General features: G+C 69.0%; 16 protein-coding genes. 13 read left to right on the plus strand and 3 right to left on the minus strand.

What is annotated here, in order from left to right; genetic code table 11:
• The first annotated feature begins 72 nt into the window (after positions 1 to 72).
• The 13 genes from MKI84_RS17170 to ligA all read left to right on the plus strand — a co-directional run bounded on the left by MKI84_RS17170 (position 73) and on the right by ligA (position 17,823).
• Positions 73 to 1,377: a sensor domain-containing diguanylate cyclase gene (locus MKI84_RS17170; RefSeq protein ID WP_241621477.1), complete on the plus strand. Its 1,305-nt coding sequence runs from the start codon at positions 73 to 75 to the stop codon at positions 1,375 to 1,377.
• A gap of 113 nt (positions 1,378 to 1,490) precedes the next feature.
• Entirely contained in the window at positions 1,491 to 2,660 is a 1,170-nt protein-coding gene (gene ftsW, locus MKI84_RS17175; RefSeq protein WP_241621478.1) for a putative lipid II flippase FtsW, read from the plus strand.
• A gap of 10 nt (positions 2,661 to 2,670) precedes the next feature.
• Complete coding sequence (murG, locus tag MKI84_RS17180) at positions 2,671 to 3,780, plus strand: undecaprenyldiphospho-muramoylpentapeptide beta-N-acetylglucosaminyltransferase (RefSeq protein ID WP_241621479.1); 1,110 nt, start codon at positions 2,671 to 2,673, stop codon at positions 3,778 to 3,780.
• A gap of 102 nt (positions 3,781 to 3,882) precedes the next feature.
• Positions 3,883 to 5,292, plus strand: coding sequence for a UDP-N-acetylmuramate--L-alanine ligase (gene murC, locus MKI84_RS17185; RefSeq protein ID WP_241621480.1), 1,410 nt, complete (start codon positions 3,883 to 3,885; stop codon positions 5,290 to 5,292).
• A complete protein-coding gene (gene murB / locus MKI84_RS17190) occupies positions 5,289 to 6,209 on the plus strand; it encodes a UDP-N-acetylmuramate dehydrogenase (protein ID WP_241621481.1) in 921 nt (306 codons plus the stop codon). Before murC ends, murB begins: the two co-directional genes overlap by 4 nt.
• 77 nt (positions 6,210 to 6,286) lie before the next feature.
• On the plus strand, positions 6,287 to 7,207 hold the full coding sequence (locus MKI84_RS17195) for a D-alanine--D-alanine ligase (RefSeq protein ID WP_241621482.1): 921 nt from the start codon (positions 6,287 to 6,289) through the stop codon (positions 7,205 to 7,207).
• A gap of 50 nt (positions 7,208 to 7,257) precedes the next feature.
• Positions 7,258 to 8,241, plus strand: coding sequence for a cell division protein FtsQ/DivIB (locus tag MKI84_RS17200; protein ID WP_241621483.1), 984 nt, complete (start codon positions 7,258 to 7,260; stop codon positions 8,239 to 8,241).
• Positions 8,238 to 9,563 (plus strand): cell division protein FtsA, encoded by a 1,326-nt coding sequence (gene ftsA / locus MKI84_RS17205; protein WP_241621484.1) that lies wholly within the window; start codon positions 8,238 to 8,240, stop codon positions 9,561 to 9,563. The genes MKI84_RS17200 and ftsA overlap by 4 nt, the downstream gene beginning before the upstream one ends.
• 102 nt (positions 9,564 to 9,665) lie before the next feature.
• Positions 9,666 to 11,414, plus strand: coding sequence for a cell division protein FtsZ (ftsZ, locus tag MKI84_RS17210; protein ID WP_241621485.1), 1,749 nt, complete (start codon positions 9,666 to 9,668; stop codon positions 11,412 to 11,414).
• Between the two features lie 354 nt (positions 11,415 to 11,768).
• Positions 11,769 to 12,707, plus strand: coding sequence for a UDP-3-O-acyl-N-acetylglucosamine deacetylase (gene lpxC / locus MKI84_RS17215; RefSeq protein ID WP_241621486.1), 939 nt, complete (start codon positions 11,769 to 11,771; stop codon positions 12,705 to 12,707).
• 271 nt (positions 12,708 to 12,978) lie between these two features.
• Positions 12,979 to 13,797, plus strand: coding sequence for an outer membrane protein assembly factor BamD (locus tag MKI84_RS17220; RefSeq protein ID WP_342593650.1), 819 nt, complete (start codon positions 12,979 to 12,981; stop codon positions 13,795 to 13,797).
• Between the two features lie 175 nt (positions 13,798 to 13,972).
• Positions 13,973 to 15,652 (plus strand): DNA repair protein RecN, encoded by a 1,680-nt coding sequence (gene recN / locus MKI84_RS17225; RefSeq protein WP_241621487.1) that lies wholly within the window; start codon positions 13,973 to 13,975, stop codon positions 15,650 to 15,652.
• Positions 15,649 to 17,823, plus strand: coding sequence for an NAD-dependent DNA ligase LigA (gene ligA / locus MKI84_RS17230; RefSeq protein WP_425353857.1), 2,175 nt, complete (start codon positions 15,649 to 15,651; stop codon positions 17,821 to 17,823). Before recN ends, ligA begins: the two co-directional genes overlap by 4 nt.
• A gap of 88 nt (positions 17,824 to 17,911) precedes the next feature.
• Here the strand turns inward: ligA and MKI84_RS17235 are convergent, their stop codons facing one another.
• The 3 genes from MKI84_RS17235 to MKI84_RS17245 form a co-directional block, all read right to left on the minus strand.
• On the minus strand, positions 17,912 to 18,064 hold the full coding sequence (locus tag MKI84_RS17235) for a DUF3309 domain-containing protein (protein ID WP_241621489.1): 153 nt from the start codon (positions 18,062 to 18,064) through the stop codon (positions 17,912 to 17,914).
• Between the two features lie 168 nt (positions 18,065 to 18,232).
• Positions 18,233 to 20,059 (minus strand): aminopeptidase P family protein, encoded by a 1,827-nt coding sequence (locus MKI84_RS17240; RefSeq protein ID WP_241621490.1) that lies wholly within the window; start codon positions 20,057 to 20,059, stop codon positions 18,233 to 18,235.
• Positions 20,060 to 20,090: 31 nt separating this feature from the next.
• Entirely contained in the window at positions 20,091 to 20,720 is a 630-nt protein-coding gene (locus MKI84_RS17245; protein WP_241621491.1) for a LysE family translocator, read from the minus strand.
• Between the last annotated feature and the right edge of the window lie 45 nt (positions 20,721 to 20,765).

Here is a 20,765-nt window from a genome sequence, read left to right on the forward strand (position 1 = left end):
ATTGTTCTCAGTATCGCAGCGGGGCGGGCTGAGGGTGTCCCGCCCTGATACATGTCGAGACGGACTTTCGCGATGCCTGACGCCATTCCCGGATGGTTCGACCATGTCCGCGCGCCGCTGGTCCTCGCTGCGGGCGACCTTGCCCTCGTCACCGCGCTGAACGCCGAGGCCGCCCGCCTGATGGGCGCGGGGCCGACCATGCCGTGCGCGCTGGCGGAACTGATCGGGCCGGAGGCCGCGGCGGCGGTGGTCGCGATGGGCACCGCCGGGCCTGCCGCGCAATCCTCCCCGCCATCCCGCGTCCTGACCTGCCGTGTCGCCGGCCGGGACCGCACGCTCGACGTGGCGCTGTCGCGGCTGGAGGACGGGCGCTGCCTGCTGACGCTTCAGGACCGGATGGCCGAGCACGAGGCCGCCGACAAGCTCCTGGCGATCCAGGACGATATTCGCGAGATCATGGAATCGATGCCGGTCGGGGTCGAGATCTACGACCGCGACGACACGTGCCTGTTCATGAATCACTATGGCGCCGCGCTGCTGGGCTATGGGGTCGACGACGTGTTCGAGCTCGATGACTGGTGGCGCCTCGCCTATCCCGATCCCGCCTATCGGAAGATGGCCATCGACGGCTGGGCGCAGGGCGTGCGCCAGGCGCGGGAGGAAAAGAACTACATCCAGATGTCGGAATGGATCGTGACCGCGAAGGACGGGTCGCAGCGGCTGATCCACTTCCGGCTGCGGGCGCTGATGGACAATACCGTGCTGGTGTACTGGGACGTGTCCGACCATGGCCGGCTCGTCAACCAACTCCGGCATCTGGCCGATACCGACGAACTGACCGGCGCCAGCAACCGCCGGCGCTTCCTCGCGGAAGGCGAGGCGGCGCTGGCCTCGGCGCGGCGGTCGGGGACGCCGACCGCGGTGCTGATGGTCGACATCGATTATTTCAAGCGGGTGAACGACCGGTTCGGCCACGCCGCCGGCGACCTGGTGCTGCGCGGCTTCGTGGAGAAATGCCGCCGGGCGCTGCGCGAGCAGGATCTGCTGGCCCGGCTCGGCGGCGAGGAGTTCGTGGCGCTGCTGCCGGGCACCGGCGAGGCGGAGGCGCACAAGGTCGCCGAGACGCTGCGCAATTTCATCGCCGCCGCCCCGATGATGATCGAGGGCATGCCGATCCCGATCACCGTCAGCATCGGCGTGTCGGTGATCGATCCGAACCAGGCCGAGACCGCCGCGACGGAAACCGATGCCGACATATTGTCCGGCCTGATGCGCCGGGCCGACCTCGCGCTCTACGCCGCCAAGGATGGCGGGCGAAACCGCGTGGTGCGTGACGGGGCCAATATTCCGCTGGTGCCGGCGATGTCCGCCAAATGAAGACGGCGCGATCGGCGTACCGGACATGCGCCGATGGCGCTCGCCATTAAGCCGGCGTCAACCTTAACCGTTCGATAGTCGCGCCAGACGTATTTCTTGAGCGAGTGGCGTAGATGATTTCACGTGCCGAGAGGACCGTGGTCGGCGAATGGTGGTGGACCATCGACCGCCTGCTGCTGGGGGCGCTCGCTGCGCTGATGATCATCGGCATCGTGCTGGCGCTGGCCGCCAGCCCGCCGGTGGCCTCGCGTCTCGGCATCGCCGACCCGTTCCACTTCGTGAACCGGCAGGTGATGTTCCTGGTCCCGGCGATCATCGTGCTGATCGCGACCTCGCTGCTCTCCCCGCGCAATATCCGGCGCCTCGCTTTGGTGCTGTTCATCCTGTTCCTGGGGCTGGTCTGGGCGACGCTGTTCGTCGGCCCGGAGGTCAAGGGCGCGCGGCGCTGGCTGAACATCGCCTCGATCACGCTCCAGCCCTCCGAATTCCTGAAGCCGAGCTTCGTGATCATCGCGGCGTGGCTGTTCTCCGAAAGCGTGCGCCGGCCGGAAATGCCGGGCCAGTGGCTGGCCATCGGCCTGCTCGGCGCGGTGGTGACGCCCCTGGTGATGCAGCCGGATTTCGGCCAGACCATGCTGGTCTCGCTGGTGTGGGGCAGCCTGTTCTTCCTTGCCGGGCTGCGGCTGATCTGGGTGGTCGGGCTGGGCGGCGTCGGCGCGGTCGGCCTGTTCATCGCCTATACGATGGTGCCCCACGTCACCAAGCGCATCGACCGCTTCCTCGATCCCGAATCCGGCGATACCTACCAGATCGACCTGGCCATCGATTCCTTCCTCAATGGCGGCTGGCTGGGTCAGGGGCCGGGCGAGGGCACCTACAAGAAGGTGCTGCCGGACGGGCACACCGACTTCATCTTCGCCGTGGCCGGCGAGGAATTCGGCGCCGTGCTGTGCCTGATGATCGCCGGCCTGTTCGCCTTCATCGTGCTGCGCGCGCTGTCGCGGGCGATGAGCGACGAGGACCCGTTCGTGCGCTTCGCGGTGGCGGGGCTCGCCATACTGTTCGGGCTCCAGTCTTGCATCAACATGATGGTCAACCTGCATCTCATGCCGGCCAAGGGCATGACGCTGCCCTTCGTTTCCTATGGCGGCTCCTCTTTGCTGTCGCTGGCCTATGGCATGGGCATGCTGCTCGCCCTGACACGGCGGCGCCCGCGCACCGCCACGCTGGCGGAACTGGAGCGGCTGGGCACGCGGCTCGGCGCGCGCCCGCAGGCCGCCTGAGGAGACACTGATGGCCGACACCACGCCTCTCGTCCTGCTCGCCGCCGGCGGCACGGGCGGGCACCTGTTCCCGGCGGAGGCGCTGGCCGGCGCGCTGGCAAGGCGCGGCATCGCGGTGGACCTCGCGACCGATGCCCGCGCGGCGCGCTATGCCGGGCATTTTCCGGCGCGGCGGCTGCACGTCCTGCCGGCGGACACGATGCGCGGGCGGTCCCCGGTCGCGCTGGCAAAGACCGGGCTCGCGCTCGGCTCCGGCATCCTCAAGGGTTTCCGCCTGATGCGCCGGCTGAAGCCGGCCGCCGTGATCGGCTTCGGCGGCTATCCCACCGTGCCGCCGTTGCTGGCGGCGGTGTTCGCGCGCCGCCCGACCCTCATTCACGAGGCGAACGGGGTGATGGGGCGGGCCAACGCCATGCTCGCCTCCCGCGTGACCGCCATCGCCACCGGCTATCCCAACCTGTTCGCCCATACGCCGGCGCTCGCCGCCAAGGCGCACCACACCGGCAATCCGGTGCGCCCGGCCGTGATTGCGGCGGCCGGCGTGCGCTATGCCGCGCCGATGGTGGGCGGTCCGCTGCGGCTGCTGGTGTTCGGCGGCAGCCAGGGCGCGCGGGTGATGAGCGAGATCGTGCCGGCCGGGCTGCGGCTGCTGGCGCCCGAGTTGATCGCGCGGATCGAGGTGGTGCAGCAGGCGCGGCCCGAGGATATCGAGGCCGTGCGGGCCACCTACAAGCGGCTCGGGATCAAAGCCGAGCTGGCGCCGTTCTTCGACGACCTGCCCGCGCGCATGGCGGCGGCACATCTGGTTATCGGACGTTCTGGGGCCTCGACCATTGCCGAGCTGTCGGTGATCGGGCGCCCGTCCATGCTGGTGCCGCTGCCGGGCGCGCTGGATCAGGACCAGCTCGCCAATGCCACCGCGCTGGCCGATGCCGGTGGCGCGCTGCTGGTGCCGCAAAGCGCCTTCACGCCGGAGCGATTCGCCGCCGACATCACCCGGCTCGCCGCCAATCCGGCCCAGCTTTCCGCCATGGCCGACGCCGCCCATTCGGTCGGCCGGGCGGATGCCGCCGAGCGGCTTGCCGATCTCGTTATCAGAATTGCCGATATCCGGCTGTGAGGGCGCCGGGATGACGGCACGGCTCCGGTCGGCTAATCCTGCGCGCCCCGACCGTGCGCCCGCGCCCCATGCGCGCCCGGGCTGCCAGAGGAAACCGCTTCGATGAAACTTCCGCTCTCACTCGGCCCCATCCATTTCGTCGGCATCGGCGGCATCGGCATGAGCGGCATTGCCGAGGTGCTGCACAATCTCGGCTACACGGTGCAGGGGTCCGACGTCGCGGAGAGCGCCAATGTGAAGCGCCTCGCCGAGAAGGGCATCAAGGTGCTGATCGGCCATGCGGCCGAGAACATCGAGGGCGCCGAGGTGCTGGTGGTCTCCTCCGCGATCCGGCGCGACAATCCCGAACTGGTCGCTGCCCGCGCCCAGCGCCTTCCCGTGGTGCGCCGCGCCGAGATGCTGGCGGAACTCATGCGGCTGAAAAGCTGCGTCGCCGTCGCCGGCACCCATGGCAAGACCACCACCACCTCGCTGGTCGCCACCCTGCTCGATGCCGGCGGCTTCGATCCGACCGTGATCAATGGCGGCATCATCAACGCCTACGGCACCAATGCCCGGCTCGGCGATGGCGAATGGATGGTGGTGGAGGCCGACGAGAGCGACGGCACCTTCCTCAAGCTGCCGGTCGAGGTCGGCATCGTCACCAATATCGACCCCGAACATCTCGACCACTTCAAGACCTTCGACGCGGTGCAGGCCGCGTTCCGCACCTTCGTCGAGAACCTGCCTTTCTACGGCTTCGCGGTGATGTGCACCGATCATCCGGTGGTGCAGGCGCTGGTGGGGCGCGTCGAGGACCGGCGCGTCATCACCTATGGCGAGAACCCGCAGGCGGATGCGCGCATCGTCGAGATCGACCTCAAGGGCGGTCAGTCGCGGTTCTCTGTGCTGTTCCGCGACCGTGCGGGGACGGTGGTGCACGAACTGCGCGACCTCGTTCTCCCGATGCCGGGCAAGCACAATGCGCTGAACGCCACCGCCGCCATCGCGGTCGCGCGGGAATTGGGCGCCAGCGACGAACAGATCCGCTCCGCGCTCGCCGGCTTCGGCGGGGTCAAGCGCCGCTTCACCCGCACCGGCGAGGTGGATGGCGTGACCATCTTCGACGATTACGGCCACCACCCGGTGGAGATCGCCGCCGTGCTGCGCGCCGCCCGCGCCTCGACCGACGGGCAGGTGATCGCGGTGGTGCAGCCGCATCGCTACACCCGCCTGCAATCGCTGTTCGACCAGTTCGCCACCTGCTTCAACGACGCCGACCATGTGATCGTCGCCGATGTCTATGCCGCCGGCGAAGCGCCGATCGAGGGCATCGACCGCGATCATCTCGTCGAGGCGCTGCGCGCGCGCGGCCACCGCTCGGTGATGCCGCTGTCCGGGCCCGACGCGCTGGCCGGGCTGGTGAAGGGGCTGGCGAAGCCGGATGATTATGTGATCTGCCTCGGCGCCGGCAACATCACCCAATGGGCCTACGCGCTGCCCGAACAGCTGGCGCGGGAGAGCGCGGCGTGAGCTTCCCCGACATCACGGCCGAACTGGCCGCCCGCCTGCCGGACCTGCGCGGGCGGCTCATCGCGAATCAGCCGCTGGCCGATCTCACCTGGTTCCGCGTCGGCGGGCCGGCTCAGGTGCTGTTCACCCCGGCGGATGAGAACGACCTCTCTTATTTCCTCAAGGCGCTGCCGGCGGACATCCCCGTCACCGTGATCGGGCTCGGCTCGAACCTGATCGTGCGCGACGGCGGCGTGGCCGGCGTGGTGATTCGCCTCGGGCGCGGCTTCAGCGAGATCGCGATCGAGGACGGGCACCGGGTCCGCGCCGGCACGGCGGTGCCGGACGTTAAGCTCGCCCGCGCGGCGGCCGATGCCGGCATTGCCGGGCTCGCCTTTTATCGCGGCATTCCCGGCGGCATCGGCGGGGCGCTGCGCATGAATGCCGGCGCCCATGGCGGCGAGACCAAGGATCGCCTGATCGAGGCGCGCGGCATCGACCGGCAGGGCCGGGTCCATGTGTTCGCCAATGCCGATTTCGGCTTTTCCTATCGCCATTCCGGCGCGCCGGCCGATGTCATCTTCACCAGCGCGCTCTATCAGGGCGAGCCGGGCGAGCCGGCCGACATCCTCGCCGAGATGGAACGAATCACCCAGGCCCGCGAGGCCTCGCAGCCGATTCGCGAAAAGACCGGCGGCTCGACCTTCAAGAACCCGCCCGGCCACAAGGCGTGGCAGCTCGTGGACGCCGCCGGCTGCCGGGGCTTGCGGCGCGGGGCGGCGCAGGTCTCGGACATGCACTGCAATTTCCTGATCAATACCGGGGGCGCCAGCGCCGCCGACATCGAAGGCCTGGGCGAGGAGGTCCGCGCCCGGGTCAAGGCCCAGTCCGGCGTCGAGCTGGACTGGGAGATCAAGCGAATCGGCATTCCGGCCTGACGGTTCCTCCTCTCCACGCGGGGGAAGGAGGCAAGAGTGACGCTGTTGGCCCGGTCATCACGGGCGGAGGAAACATCATGTCGAAGCATGTCGCCGTCCTGATGGGCGGGTGGTCGTCGGAACGCGAAGTGTCGCTGCGCTCGGGCGAGGCCTGCGCCAAGGCGGGGGAGAGCGTCGGCCTGCGCATGACGCGCGTCGATGTCGGCCGCGACGTGGCGCAGGTGCTGACGCAGCTCAAGCCGGACGTCGTGCTGAACGCGCTGCACGGCCCCTATGGCGAGGACGGCACGATCCAGGGCCTGCTGGAATTCCTGCAGATTCCCTACACCCATTCCGGCGTGCTGGCCTCGGCGCTCGCCATGGACAAGGCGCAGGCCAAGATCATCCTCGCCGCCCACGGTATTCCGCTGGCGGAGGGCAAGGTGGTCAGCCGGCTGGAGGCCGCGCGTGCCCATGTCATGGAGCGGCCCTATGTGCTGAAGCCGGTGAATGAGGGCTCGTCGGTCGGTGTTTTCATCGTCCCCGAGGATCAGGAGCACCCGCCGCAGGAGCTGACGCGCGCCGACTGGCCGCATGGCGAACTGATTCTCGCCGAGCGTTACATTCCCGGTCTGGAGCTCACCTGCGCGGTGATGAATGATGAGCCGCTGGGCGTCATCGAAATCCAGTCGGATCTAAGGTTCTACGATTACGAGGCAAAATACGCCCCCGGCGGATCTCGTCACATCCTTCCGGCCCAAATTTTACCGAATGTTTACCAAAAGGCGCAGATGTTAGCGGTCAAGGCGCATCGCGCGCTCGGCTGTCGGGGCATCAGCAGAACGGACTTTCGATACGACGATCGGACCGGAGACGAATCCGGCCTGATCGTTCTGGAGGTCAATACTCAGCCCGGAATGACCGAGACGTCGCTTGTGCCCGAACTTGCAGCCCATGCAGGCCATTCGTTCGGTGAGTTGGTTAAATGGATGGTGGAGGACGCCTCGCTCGATCGCTGAACCCCAGGCAGACGCCTGCGGGAGAAGGCGCGGGCACGGCCACGAGACAGATGCGCGGCGCGCGCGCTGACCGGCCCTCGGGGCGCGGTCAGCCGGCTGCGACCGGCAAGTCCGCGTCGGGCAAGACGACGTCTGGTTCGGCGGCCTCCGGCGCCGGCGGGCGGGTGTTCAACCGCGTCGTCATCGGCGGGCGCCGGCTGTTTGTCGGCCTGTCCTCCTCGCGCGCCGCGACCTGCGGCGCCGGCACCTGGCTGGTGGCGCTGCTGTTCGCCGCCACCGGCGCCTACGGCCTCCAGCGCGGCGGCCACATGCCCGAGGCGATCGAGACCGTCCGCGACATGGCCGATGTCGGCGCCAACATCGCCGGCTTCAAGATCGCCACCGTCAATCTCTCCGGCCAGAATCACGTCACCCCCGGCGATATCCTCGCCACCGCTGGCGTGAAGCCGACCTCCTCGCTGGTGTTCCTCGACGCGGAAGCCGCGCGCACCCGGCTGGAGCAGCTCGCCTGGATCAAGCGGGCGACGGTGCAGAAGCTTTATCCCGACCGCCTCGACATCCAGGTGGTGGAGCGCGAGGGCTTCGCGCTCTGGCAGAAGGACGGCATGATCAACGTCATCGCCCGCGACGGCACGGTCATCGCGCCCTATTCCGACGATCCCCGCTATATCCGCCTGCCGATCGTGGTCGGCGACGGCGCCGAGCGTCACGTCACCGAGATCGTCGAGGCGCTCAGCCTCGTGCCGGCGGTGCGCGAGCAGGTCCGCGCGGCGATCCGCGTCGCCGACCGCCGCTGGACGCTGAAGATGCGCAACGGCATCGACGTGCGCCTGCCGGAACAGGACATGCCGGACGCGCTCTCCGCGCTCGCCATGCTCGACCGCGACAAGTCGCTGCTGTCGCGCGACATCACCGTCATCGATCTGCGACTGGCCGACCGGGTCTCCGTGCGCCTTTCGGACGCCGCCTATGAGACACGCCAGGCTGAGCTGAAGGCGAAGGCCAAGGCCGCGAAGAAGGGAGGCAATACATGAGGCCCCGCGCTCCCTTCGAGATCGCGCCGAAGATGCGGCCGATCCCCCCCAAGCGTTCCGGCGTCGTCGGCGTGTTGGAGGTCGGCACCTCCAAGATCGTCTGCCTGATCGCCCGGCTGAAGCCGCGCGATTTCTCCAACAGCCTGCGCCGCCGCACGCATTCGGTGGACATTCTCGGCATCGGCCACACCAGCGCCCATGGCATCAAGGGCGGCACGGTGGTCGACATGGAGCGCGCCGAGCACGCCATCCGCCGCGCGGTCGACGCCGCCGAGCGCATGGCCGGCGCGCAGATCGCCTCCGTCGTGGTCTCCATGGCGGGCGGGCGTCTGTCCTCCGAGCATTTCGCCGCCGAAGTCGACCTGCCGGAGCCGGCGGTCGCGGAAGGTGACATCCGCCGCGTGCTCGACGCCGCCTCGACCTTCGTGGTCGGCGAGGGCCGCACCATCCTGCACGCGCTTCCGGTCGGCTACGCGATCGATGGCGTGGCCGGCATCGCCGAACCGCGCGGCATGCTGGGCCGGCGCCTCGGCGTCGACCTGCACGTCATCACCGCCGAAGCTTCCGCGGTGCGCAATCTGCTGCTGTGCATCGAGCGCTGCCATCTCGGCGTCGAGGCCATGGTCGCCGCGCCCTACGCCGCCGCACTCTCGACGCTGGCGGACGATGAATCCGAGCTTGGCGTGACGCTGATCGATTTCGGCGCCGGCACCACCACCGTCGCGGTGGTGATGAACGGCCAGTGCGTACATGTCGACGGCATCGCGGTCGGCGGCCAGCATGTCACCAATGACGTGGCGCGCGGCCTGTCCACCCGCCTCGCCGATGCCGAGCGGCTGAAGAGCCTGCATGGCGGGGTGATGGCGCTCGGCGCCGACGACCGCGAAATGCTCACCGTGCCCTCGATTTCCGACGATCACCGCGACCTGCCGCGCGCGATTCCCAAGTCGCGCCTGCTGCAGATCATCCGGCCGCGCATCGAGGAAATCGTCGAGATGATCCGCGACCGGCTGGTGACCTCCGGCCATGCCGCGGGCGCGGGCCAGCGCGTCGTGCTTACCGGCGGCGCCTCGCAGCTCACCGGCCATGCCGAGCTGGTCGGCAAGGTGTTGGGTCCGCAGGTGCGCATCGGCCGCCCGCTCGGCATTTCGCGCCTGCCGGAAGCCGCGCGCGGCGCGCCCTTCGCGGTGGCGACCGGGCTTCTCGTCTATCCGCAGGTGGCGGGTCTCGAACATTTCGAGGCGCGCCGCCGCAGGGCCTCGCAGGGCGAGGCCGACGGCTACTTCTCGCGCGTCGGACATTGGCTGAGGGAGGCCTTCTGACGTGTTCAACCCAATCCGCGCCGGCGGAACCGGCACTATAGAGATCACTACAGCGATCATCGGGACGGGACGTGAGCCCGCCGGCGTTAGGGGACAAATGCAATGACCATCAACCTTCAGGTTCCTGATATCCGCGAACTTCGTCCCCGCATCACCGTGTTCGGTGTCGGCGGCGCCGGCAGCAACGCCGTCAACAACATGATCACCGCCGGCCTGTCGGGCGTGGATTTCGTGGTGGCCAACACCGACGCGCAGGCACTCACCTTGTCCAAGGCCGAGCGCATCGTTCAGATGGGCGTCGCCGTGACCGAGGGCCTGGGCGCCGGCTCGCAGCCGGAAGTCGGCCGCGCCGCCGCCGAGGAAGCCCTCGACGAGATCCGCGATCACCTGGCCGGCGCGCATATGGTGTTCATCACCGCCGGCATGGGCGGCGGCACCGGCACCGGCGCGGCTCCGGTCATCGCCCGCGCGGCCCGCGAACTCGGCATCCTCACCGTGGGCGTGGTCACCAAGCCCTTCCACTTCGAGGGCCAGCGCCGCATGCGCATCGGCGAGATGGGCATCGCGGAGCTGCAGAAGGGCGTCGACACGCTCATCGTGATCCCGAACCAGAACCTGTTCCGGGTGGCCAACGAGAAGACCACCTTCGCCGACGCCTTCGCGATGGCGGACCAGGTGCTCTATTCGGGCGTCGCCTGCATCACCGACCTGATGGTGAAGGAAGGCCTGATCAACCTCGACTTCGCTGACGTCCGCGCCGTGATGCGCGAGATGGGCAAGGCGATGATGGGCACCGGCGAGGCGTCCGGCGAGAAGCGCGCCTTGCACGCGGCCGAGGCGGCGATCGCCAACCCGCTGCTGGACGAGGTGTCGATGCGCGGCGCCCGCGGCCTGCTGATCTCGATCACCGGCGGCAAGGACCTGACCCTGTTCGAGGTGGACGAGGCGGCGACCCGCATCCGCGAGGAAGTCGACCCGGACGCGAACATCATTCTCGGTGCCACCTTCGACGAGACGCTGGAAGGCCTGATTCGCGTGTCGGTCGTCGCCACCGGGATCGACCCGGCGGTGATCCCCGAGCAGATCCCGCACTCCTTCTCGAACCTCGCCGATCTGGGCGGCCGCAAGGTCTCCAACGCCGGCCGCGCCGCCGTGGAAGCTCGCCGCGACGCCGCCCTGCGTTCGGTCGCCTCCGCGCTCACCGAGGAAGCCGCGCATTACGCGCCGGAGCCGCACTATGAGCCCGCCTTCGCCGCCCCGGCCGCGAGCGATCGCGGCTATGGCGCCGAGCCGGCCTACGAGCAGGCCCCGATGCCCACGGCCGCCATCGACGACGTGACCATCCGCGCCGTGCCGCCCAAGGCCTCGCTCTATGTCGAGCCGGAGCCGGCCCCGGCGGCCTATGACGACTATGAGGACGAGGCGAACGAGCCCTTCATCCCGCCGCAGGCCGAGCGTCCCGAGCCCCGCATGCCCCGCATGCCGCGCGTTGACGAACTGCCGGTGCCGGCCCAGAACCAGATCCGCGCCGCGCGCGGCGAGGCTCCGGACCATCACCACGCGGAAAAGAAGCGCATGACGCTGCTGCAGCGTCTCGCCAATGTCGGTCTCGGCCGCCATTCGGATGAGGAAGAGGTGGACCCGCCGGCCGAGATGCGCCCGATGGTGCGCCGCGCGCAGGCGCCCGCCCAGCCGGAGGCCCGTCCGCTCGCCGAGATGCGCCCCGAGCCGTCCGAGTTCGCCAAGCGCCCGGCCCAGCGTCCGCTCGACGCCCATGGCCGTCCGATGGCGGCCCGCCCGGCCGAGGATGACCATCTCGACATCCCGGCTTTCCTCCGCCGCCAGGGCTGAGAGCCGGGCCGGGAGACTGGCCGGACACGGCTCGGCCCGGCACGCGCCGGGCCGCGGACGGCGACGCGCCGCTCTGTAACAGCCCTCTGACGCAATGCAGCACCCGGCCTGAAAGGGCCGGGTGCTACGTTTTGGAATTGTTAGGCTTTTTCAGTTATTGCAGGAGCGGTGCATCGGTAACAGACGGTAAGCAAGCGTGATTTGGCACCGCTGTGCCCCGTCGATATCTTGCAGCCCAACGATAAGCCGTCACGGGAGATTCGCGTCTCTCAAAACCTGGCGGCGAACTATGTTGGTTTGTGGGAAATTTGGGGGAGAGCGGATGGCGTTTTTCGTCCGCTCCTTGGGTCTGGAATGAACGCTGTAAGACAGACCACGATTGGCGACAGCATCACGCTTTCGGGCGTAGGTGTACATTCCGGCAAGGACGCGCGGCTGAGCATCGCTCCGGCCCATCCCGACACCGGCATCGTCTTCTACCGTTCCGACAGCTCCCAGTCCGTCCGCGCCTGCCGCTCCGCCGTTCGTGGCGGCGATCTCGCCACCGTCCTGCGTGATGAAAGCGGTCCGGCCGTCTCCACCGTCGAACATCTCCTGGCCTGCTTCGCCGGCCTCGGCATCGACAATGCCCATGTCGAGCTCGACGGGCCGGAAGTGCCGATCCTCGACGGCAGCGCCGAGGGCTTCGTTTCCGCCGTGGACGAGGTCGGCATCGTCGAGACCGACAGCGCCCGCCGCTATCTCAAGGTTCTCAAGCCGGTCCGCATCGAGACCGCCACCGGCTTCGGCGAGCTCTCCCCTTACGATTATGGTTGCCGGCTTGAGGTCGAGATCGATTTCGACCACGCCGCGATCGGCCGCCAGCGCTACGCCGCGACCCTGTCGCCGGACGTGTTCCGCAAGGAACTGGCCCGCGCGCGTACCTTCGGCTTCGTGAGCGATGTCGAGCGGCTGTGGCAGGCGGGCTATGCGCTCGGCGCCTCGCCCGACAACACGATCTGCCTGACCGAAGACGGCATCGTGAACACGACCGGCCTGCGCTATGCCGACGAGTTCGTTCGCCACAAGGCGCTCGATGCCGTCGGTGACCTCGCGATCAGCGGCCTGCCGCTGATGGGCCGCTTCCGCTCCTATCGCGGCGGCCACAAGCTGAACTTCGCCGTGATCGAGGCGCTGCTCTCCGATCGCTCCGCCTATGAGATCGTGGAAGCCCGCCTGCCGTCGCGTCGTTCGCTGCGTGATGTCAGCGGCGCCATCACGGTCGCGGTTCCCGCCTACGCGCCGGAACTCTGATTACCGTCGCCTCCCAGCTTCGGCACGGCGCCGGGCATCGCCGAATTCCGCTGTCGGGATCGCGTTGCAACATGTCGCTTGCCGCGGACGGGCCAAACGCCATAATCCCGACCGAAAGCGGCTTTAGCAGCCATGAAGGGTTTGTGCGGGGCGGACGTGGCCGGCAATGCGCCGGCGTGAAGCGCCCGGATCGGGATTAAAGCTTGTGATGCGTTATCTTCGGACCGTCCGCGCCGGCGCGGGGCAGATCTTCATCGGCCGCGCAGTGGCGATCCGGCTTCTTGCCGCCGTCGTGGTCGCAGTGCCGATGGCCGGCTGCGCCAATCTGTTCCCGGAGCCGACCGACGAATTCAACGTGCCCGAAGTCCCGGCCGAGCAGCGCTACAATGAGGGCTTGACCCTCATCCGCCAGGAAGATTATGTCGAGGCGATCTCGCGCTTCGAGGACGTCGATCGCCAGCACCCCTATTCGGACTGGGCGCGCAAGTCGCTGCTGATGATCGCCTATGTCAATTACACCACCGGCTCCTATGACGAGGCGATCGCGGCCGCGCGGCGCTATCTGGCGCTGCATCCCGGCTCGGCCGACGCCGCCTATGCGCAGTACCTGCTCGGCGCCTCCTATTACGACCAGATCCCCGATATCTCCCGCGACCAGGAACGCACCCGCAAGGCGATCGATGCGCTTGAGGAAGTGGTGCGCAAATATCCCGACACCGAATATGCGGTGAGCGCGAAGAAGAAGATGGAGATCGCCCGCGACCAGATCGCCGGCAAGGAGATGATGGTCGGGCGCTACTATCTGGAGCAGCGCAACTATGCCGGCGCCATCAACCGCTTCAAGGTCGTCGTCACGCGCTACCAGACCACGCGCCATGTCGAGGAGGCGCTGTATCGCCTCGCGGAGGCCTATCTCGCGCTCGGCGTGATCAGCGAGGCGCAGACCTCGGCCGCGGTGCTCGGCTATAATTTCCCGGACAGCCACTGGTACAAGGACGCCTACAAGCTGGTGCAGTCGCGCGGCGTCTCGCCCCAGATGAACGAGCAGTCCTGGATCGCCAAGGCGTTCAAGGGCTTCGGCCTCGGCTGAGACGCATGGCGGGGGCGGTCCCGCCGGATTTTCCCCATCCCTCGCACGCGAACAGAAGAAGAACGTCGGTGCGCGCGCGGTCCTGACCTGCTAGAAGCAGGATCGGGTCCGCCATGACGAGGGAATCACCGGCCGTGGCGGCCCCTTCGCGCGAACAGGTTCTGGAGCGTCACGCATGCTGGCCGCCCTGTCGATCAGGGACATCGTGCTCATCGAGCGGCTCGACCTCGCCTTCCGGCCCGGCCTCACCGTGCTTACCGGCGAGACCGGGGCGGGCAAGTCGATCCTGCTGGATGCCTTCACGCTCGCGCTCGGCGGGCGCGGCGACGGCGCGCTGGTGCGCCAGGGCGCGGCGCAGGGGCAGGTCACCGCCGAGTTCGATCTCGCGCTCGATCATCCGGTACGCGCGATCCTCTCCGACGCTGGCATAGAGGATGACGGCGCGCTGGTGCTGCGCCGCGTGCAGCACGCCGACGGGCGCACCCGTGCCTTCGTCAACGACCAGTCGGTCAGCGCGCAGATGCTGCGCAATCTCGCCCGGCATCTGGTGGAAATCCACGGCCAGCACGATGACCGCGCGCTGGTCGATCCCGCCTCGCACCGCGCCTTGCTCGACGCCTATGGCGGGCTGAGCGCGGACGCCGAGGCGGTGGCGGCGCTGTGGCGCGGCTGGCGCGCGGCGCGCAAGGCGGCGGGTGAGGAGCGGGCGCGGCTCGACGAGGCGGCGCGCGAGGCCGACTATATCCGCCACGCCGTGGCCGAACTCGCCGCCCTGGGCCCCGAGCCGGGCGAGGAGGAACTGCTCGCCACCCGCCGCACCGACATGATGCGCTTCGAGAAGATCGCCACCGACCTCGCCGATGCGCAGGAAGCGGTCGGCGGCTCGGCCTCGCCGATCCCCGGCCTCGCCGCCGCCGTGCGCCGGCTGGAACGCCGCGCCGGCGAGGTGGAAGTGCTGGTGCGCCCGGCCGTGGAGGCAATCGACGCCGCGCTCAACGCGCTGGAGATGGCGCGCAGCCACCTCGACGCGGCGCTGGCGGCGGCGGATTTCGACCCGCGGGAACTGGAGCGCATCGAGGAGCGGCTGTTCGCCCTGCGCGCGGCGGCCCGCAAATATAGCTGCACGGTCGACGACCTGCCGGCGGTCGCCACCCGCTTCGCCGACCAGCTCGACGCGCTCGACCATGGCGCGCAGACCCTCAAGGTGCTGGAGGAGACCGCCAGCGTGGCCGAGGCTAGCTATCGCCGCGCCGGGCAGGCGCTGTCGCTGGCGCGCCGCGACGCGGCAAGCGCGCTCGACGAGGCGGTGAACGCCGAGTTGCCGCCGCTGAAGCTGGAGCGCGCGCGCTTCATCACCGACATTCAGAGCGATGAGGCCGAGGGCCAGGCGGAAGGCTTCGACCGCATCGAATTCTGGGTGCGCACCAACCCGGGCACGCGGCCCGGCCCGATGATGAAGGTGGCATCCGGCGGCGAGCTGGCGCGCTTCCTGCTGGCGCTGAAAGTGGTGCTGGCGGACAAGGGCTCTGCGCCGACGCTGGTGTTCGACGAGATCGACACCGGGGTCGGCGGCGCGGTGGCGGACGCCATTGGCGGCCGGCTGGCGCGGCTCGGGGCCGGCGTGCAGGTGGTGGCGGTGACCCATGCCCCGCAGGTGGCCGCCCGCGCGGCCAATCATTTCCGCATCGCCAAGGAGATGGTGGCCGACCATGACCGCGTGGCAACCCACGTCTCCGCCCTGAGCGAGGATCACCGCCGCGAGGAAATCGCCCGCATGCTCTCGGGTGCCGAAGTGTCGAGCGAAGCGCGCGCCGCCGCCGAGCGCCTGCTGAAAAGCGCCGAATCCGCGAGATGACCATGGCCGACAACACCGCCCCGACCGAGGTCGAGAAGCTCACCGCCGCCGAGGCCGCGAGCGAGCACAAGCGGCTGGGCGAGGAGATCGCCGGCCATGACCGGCGCTATTATCAGGACGACGCGCCCACCGTCTCCGATGCCGAGTATGACGCGCTGCGCCGCCGCTACGAGGCGATCGAGGCGGAATATCCCGAGCTGAAGGGGATCGACAGCCTCTCGGTGAGGGTCGGCGCCGCGCCCTCGCCGAAATTTGGCAAGATCCGCCACGCCGTGCCGATGCTCTCGCTCTCCAATGCCTTCGCGCCCGAGGATGTCGAGGAATTCGTCGCCCGCGTGCGCCGCTTTCTCGGGCTCGCGCCGGACGCCGAGATCGCCCTCACCGCCGAGCCGAAGATCGACGGCCTGTCCTGCTCGCTGCGCTATGAGGGCGGCGAACTGGTGCGGGCCGCCACCCGCGGCGACGGGTTCGAGGGCGAGGATGTCACCAATAATGTGCGCACGATTCCCGACATTCCCGCCCGCCTGAAGGGGCGGGACATGTTCGAGATTCCCGCCGTATTCGAGGTGCGCGGCGAGGTCTATATGGGTCATGCCGACTTCGCCGCGCTCAATGAGCGGCAGAAGGAAGCCGGCAAACAACTCTTTGCCAACCCGCGCAACGCCGCCGCCGGCAGCCTGCGCCAGCTCGACCCGGCGATCACCGCGGCCCGCCCGCTGCGCTTCTTCGCCTATGCCTGGGGCGAGGTGTCGGGTGGCGAGCTGCCCGCCGACACGCAGTCCGGCGTGATCGAGGCCTTCGCGCGCTGGGGCCTGCCGACCAATCCGCTCACCGTGGTCTGCCGCTCGGCCGACGATCTGCTCGCCCATTACCGCAGGATCGAGGCGCAGCGCTCGCAGCTCGGCTACGACATCGACGGCGTGGTCTACAAGGTGGACAGCCTCGCTTTGCAGCAGCGGCTCGGCTTCGTCTCGCGCTCGCCGCGCTGGGCCATCGCGCACAAATTCCCGGCGGAGCGCGCGGTGACGCAGCTTGAGCGCATCGAGATCCAGGTCGGGCGCACCGGCGCGCTGACCCCGGTGGCCAAGCTCACCCCGGTCACGGTCGGCGGCGTCGTGGTGTCCAACGCCACGCTGCATAATGAGGATTACATCAAGGGCATCGGCGGCAATGGCGAGCCGATCCGCGGCGGCATCGACATTCGCGAGGGCGATTTCGTGCGCATCCAGCGCGCCGGAGACGTCATCCCGCAGGTCGTCGAGGTGGTGCTGGAGCGGCGGCCGGCCGACGCCAGGCCCTATGTGTTCCCGACCGTCTGCCCGGCCTGCGGCTCGCATGCGGTGCGCGAGGAAGGCGAGGCGGTGCGCCGCTGCACCGGCGGTCTCATCTGCCCGGCGCAGGCGGTGGAGCGCATCCGCCATTTCGTCTCGCGCGATGCGCTGGACATAGAGGGGCTGGGCGAGAAGCAGGTCCAGGCGTTCTTCGAGGCCGGGCTCATCAAGCAGCCGGCCGACATCTTCACGCTGGAGCGCCGCGATTCGGCGCCCGGCGCGCTGACGCGGCTGAAGAACCGTGAGGGCTGGGGCGAGACCTCGGCGAAGAACCTGTTCGCCGCCATCGAGGCGCGGCGCGCGGTGCCGGTGAACCGGCTGCTGTATGGCCTCGGCATCCGCCATGTGGGCGAGACCAACGCCAAGCGGCTGATGCGCCATTACCCGACCATCGAGGCATTGCGCGACGCCGCGCTCGCCGCCGTGCCTCCGGGCGCGGAATTCCCGAAGGGCAACGAGGCCTGGGGCGAGATGATCGCGGTGGAAGGCATTGGCGCGGTGGTGGCGGAAGCGGTGGTCGACTTCTTCGTCGAGCCGAATAACGAGGCCGCGCTCGCCGCGCTGCTGAAAGAAGTCACGCCGGAGCCGATGGAGATCATCGCCGCCTCCGGTGCCGTGGCCGGCAAGACTGTTGTGTTCACCGGCGCGCTGGAGAAGATGACGCGCGACGAGGCCAAGGCCATGGCCGAGCGGTTAGGGGCCAAGGTCGCGGGTTCTGTGTCTAAGAAGACGGATTATGTGGTGGCCGGCGCCGATGCCGGCTCCAAGCTCGCCAAGGCGCGCGAGCTTGGCGTCGCGGTGCTCACTGAGGACGAGTGGCTGGAACTCGCCCGCGCCTAGCGGCAGCTTCAGCGCACGGATTGCCGCAGACGCGCCGAAGCGCGGCGCCGTCTCCGGTCGCCGCGCTTCGGGCAGAAAAGCGTGGGGGTTAGACGCGGCCCGTCAGCATCATCACGATCAGGATGATCAGGAGAACGGTGACGATGCCGCTCGGCCCATAACCCCAGCTGCGGCTATAGCCCCAGCTCGGCAGGGCACCGATAAGGATAAGGATAAGAATAACGATAAGAATCGTGGTCATAGACACGTCTCCCAGCTTCGAATGTCGTCCGGCTGGCAGGTAAACGCCGTGTATCGGTGATGGTTCCATCAAACCATCACCCGAAAACTCATCGATGTGCTGGAGCCATTCGCCCCGGAAGGCCGGTCGCGCCACGCTGACACCTGTGCGGTGGCGCGAAGGGGCGCCTCACAGCGGCCGCGTCGCCTCAATCAGCCAGTCGCGATCCGCCGCGTCGAGGAGAGGCGCAATCTCGGCACGCACCCGCGCGTGATAGGCGTCGATCCAGGCGATCTCGTCGGGGTTAAGCAAGGCGAGGTCCAGCCCGCGCCGGTCGAACGGCGCCAGCGTCAGGGTCTCGAAGCCGAGCAGCGGGCGCTCGGCTCCCGCAATCGCCGGGCCGTCGACCACGATTTCGAGGTTTTCCAGCCGAATGCCGTAAGCGCCGGTCTTGTAGTAGCCGGGCTCGTTGGAGAGCACCATGCCGCGCCGGAGCGCCACCGTGCCGAGCTTGGAGATGCGCGCCGGCCCCTCATGCACCGAGAGATAGGCGCCCACCCCATGGCCGGTGCCATGGTCGAAATCCAGCCCCGCTTCCCACAGCGCCCGCCGCGCGAAGGGGTCGAGCTGCGCGCCGGTGGTGCCGGCCGGGAACACCGAGCGCTGGATCGCGATGTGCCCCTTCAGCACGCGGGTGAAGCGGTCGCGCATCTCGTCGCTCGGCGAGCCGACGGCGAGGGTGCGGGTGACGTCGGTGGTGCCGTCCTCATATTGCGCGCCGGAATCGATGACGAACAGTTCGCCCGGATTGAGCGGGTGGTTGCTGGCCTCGCTCACGCGGTAATGCGGCAGCGCGCCGTTCGGCCCGGCGCCGGCGATGGTGGGGAAGGAGATGTCCTTGAGCCTGCCGGTCTCGCGGCGGAAGCTCTCCAGCGCGCACACGCAGTCGATCTCGGTCAGGCCGCCATCATGGGCGTTGCGGTCGAACCAGGCGAGGAAGCGCGTCAGCGCCGCGCCGTCGCGTAAGTGGGCGGCCCGCATGCCGGCGAGTTCCGCCTCGTTCTTGGCCGCCTGCATCAGCGCGACCGGGCTGGCGCCCTTGGAGACCTTGCCGCCCGCCGCCTCGATGCGCGCGGCGAGCAGGGCCGGCGCCGTGGCCTGGTCGAGCCGGACCGTGGCGCCCCCGCTCGCGGCGAGTTCCACGGCGCGCTCCAGCAGCATCGGCTCGGCGATCTCGGCGATCTGCGCCAGCGCGTCGCGTGTGGTGTTGGTCAGCTTGCGCCCGTCGACGAACAGCGTCGGGCGGCCCTCGCGCGGCACCAGCGCCCAGGACAGCGGCAGCGGCGTGAAGGAGACATCGCCGCCGCGAATATTGAAGGTCCAGGCGACGCCATGCGGATCGGAGATCACCAGCGCGTCGAGCTTCTCCTCGCCGAGCGCGTTCTGCAGGCGGGCGAGCTTGTCCTCAACCGTGGCGCCGGCCAGCTCCGGCGCGCGCAGGCTGATCGGCGCCCGCGGGGCGGCGGGACGGTCGGCCCACACGGCGTCGACCGGATTGCCGTCCACCGCGACCAGCACCGCCCCGGCATTACCGACCGCGCGCCCGAGCCGCTCCAGCCCGTCAAGGGTGATCAGCCATGGGTCGTAGCCGAAATGCGCGCCCGCCGGCAGGTGCTTTTCCAGCCAGCGCTCGGGCGAGGTCTCGGCGAGCGGCACGACGGTATAGGCCGCCGGGTCGAGCTGGGCCGCGGCCTGCAGCGTGTAGCGGCCATCCACCACCAGCGCGGCCTCCTCGCGCAGCACCAGCGCGACCCCGGCCGAGCCGGTGAAGCCGGTGAGCCAGGCGAGGCGCTCGTCGCAGGGTGGCACATATTCGTTCTGGTGGGCGTCCGCGCGGGGAATGACGAACCCGTCCAGTCCCCGTCGCTCCAGCTCGGCGCGCAGCAGCTTGAGCCGGGCGGCGCCGAGGGCGGGGGCGCTGGCGTCGCCGAAGGTCTGGAATTTTGCGTCGAACATGGCAGGCACTCGATATGGCAAGGCAGGAGGGTTAGTTGCGGGCCGCGATGCCGCGTCCGGCGTCGACCAGCGACTTGGCGCCGAAGGCGATGAACATCAGCCCGGTGATGCGGGTGATGATCAGCCCGTGGCGCAGGAACAGCCGGCGCACCGGCGCGAGGCCGGCGGCCCAGATCAACAGGATGTCGGCGGCGATGAAGCCGGCGATGGCGGACGCCAGCAGGAAAGGTGCCGCGTCCCAGGAGAAGCTGGTGGCATATTGCGCGGTCAGCGCGGTGAACATCGCCACCGACACCGGGTAGGCCTTGGGATTGGTGAGGCCGAACAGCACGCCCGTCACCAGCGGCCGGCTGGCGCCGACCGGTGCGAGGTGTTCCTCGCGCGCCGTCACCGCCCTGTAACCGAGCCAGCACAGATAGAGGCCGCAGCCGATTCCCAGAAGGTCGAACAGGGTCGGCCCGAGCTGGTTGACCCCGATAATGGCGGCGAAGGCCAATGTTCCCCAGAAAATATCGCCGATGAGATGACCGCCGACAAAGCGGGCGCCCGCGGCCCGGCCGCGCGAGGCGGACAGCGAGAAAAGCGCCAGAAAGGCAGGGCCCGGCAGCAGCACATAGAGCGCGCCGGCGAGCGCCGTCATGAGGTAAAGGCCTGAGGTCATGTCGGAAGTCCGGCTGGACGGGGGGAGGCGATTGCCTCAGCATCG

This window comes from Ancylobacter gelatini (assembly GCF_022601675.1).
Taxonomy (GTDB): domain Bacteria; phylum Pseudomonadota; class Alphaproteobacteria; order Rhizobiales; family Xanthobacteraceae; genus Ancylobacter; species Ancylobacter gelatini.